Source organism: Shewanella sp. T24-MNA-CIBAN-0130 (genome assembly GCF_040310185.1).
In the GTDB taxonomy this organism is placed as follows: Bacteria; Pseudomonadota; Gammaproteobacteria; order Enterobacterales; family Shewanellaceae; genus Shewanella; species Shewanella psychromarinicola.
Genome location: NZ_JBEOPP010000115.1, coordinates 1 through 1,509, shown reverse-complemented (window position 1 = coordinate 1,509; position 1,509 = coordinate 1). Strand labels below are relative to the sequence as shown.

The 1,509-nt window shown below is 45.1% G+C and carries 1 protein-coding gene; it reads right to left on the bottom strand.

Annotated features, from left to right (window positions below):
* Positions 1-1,509: IS66 family transposase (locus AAEZ02_RS21655; protein ID WP_351124985.1), on the bottom strand; the 1,509-nt coding region annotated here is incomplete at both ends.

Genomic DNA, 1,509 nt, shown 5'->3' with positions numbered 1-1,509 from the left:
AATGTGGTGAAGTAATCAAAGACATTAATACCCGCTTCACTTGCCGTTGCGATAACTGAGGTAACCACATCACCAATCGTTGCCCCCAGTAATGTTTTGTGGAACATCGCATTTTTTCTGTCTCGCACGATGATTTTTAGCATCGATTCTATACGGTTATTATCGATTTTCACGCCTTTCATGCTGCAAAAATAACTGAGGCCAACATAGTGTTTAAGGAAATAGCGGATTGCTTTGCCCAGACCACTATTTTCTTCGACCGTTTCGTTGGCGATATGCGCTTCGCCCCATGATTTAATGTCTTCCATGATGGGCAATGAGTGAGCCTGATGATAAGCAAGCCTGGCCACAGGGGATAGTTTTTCGCTTTTAGCAAAATCATCATTCCCCCATATTTCTCCATAGCGTTTGAGCACATACTCAACTTCCTCAGGAAAATGATTAATCACATCGACAAATTGTCGTCTGGCGTGGCTGTTACACAGTGACATTGTAGCCTCTCTTGCCGTGGGACGATTACTCGGTAATGCATCACTCATGATGACGGGCTTATCACATAACTGACTGCGTTTATGCAAAATGCTGTCAATGAATTCACCTGCGTGGCCGATGTTGGTTTCAAACAAGACGATGGTATTATTATCTTTCAGTGTGGCGATAACCCCTGAGGTATAAATACCGCTACGCAGTCGTATTTTATCGCTATTGCGGACGGCTTTCTCGACCGGTTTAGCGTCCAAAATGCGGTGCGTCGTGTCATCCAGATAATAATGTTCGGCGTCTGAGGCTACATTAAAAAGCTGCTGGTACACAGGGTAAATATCATTACAAACCCGCTCAACTTGGTCAAAGACCGTTGAAGCGGTAATTTTTACCCCCAGTAGCTTTTGAATACTGCACTGACGATAAAAAGGCAATCCTGCAAAGTATTTATAAATGGCCATCAATGACCGCGCAGAGTAACCATACTTTTGCTGGCTTTCACCATCGACTAAGACGTCATCCGGCAGAGGCGCACTGAAATAAGCACCGCAAGTATTACAGCGAAGACGCTCCATCACATGCTGCTCAGGCTTGAACGGGCTTTGCCCTGTAATACGCAGTAAGCTACCAGGCTCAGTTTTATACACTTTACCGGTTAAGCACTCCGTACAGGTATCACCTTTAGCCACATCTGTCATTGCGTGAACGATAACGACGGGCTTAACAGGTGTAAAACCTTCACCTTCATCGTGTTGACGGTTTTTGCTTTTCTTACCGGATGCTCTCGCTTGCTTAAGTACGCTGGCAAGCTTTTCAGATGACTTTTCAATACCCAACAATTTTCGCAGTTTATGCACTGTGACATCATGGTGGGCTAACCGGTCTTGCATGCTCGCTAACGTCAGCAACGCATCAAGTAATAACTGACAATCCTCTGGACTTAACGCGAGGTTGTTCTCTTTGGCCTCACTGACTCGCGATATCAACGATTCAAGTGCGGGTCCATCAATATCGGTAAAGGGTTTA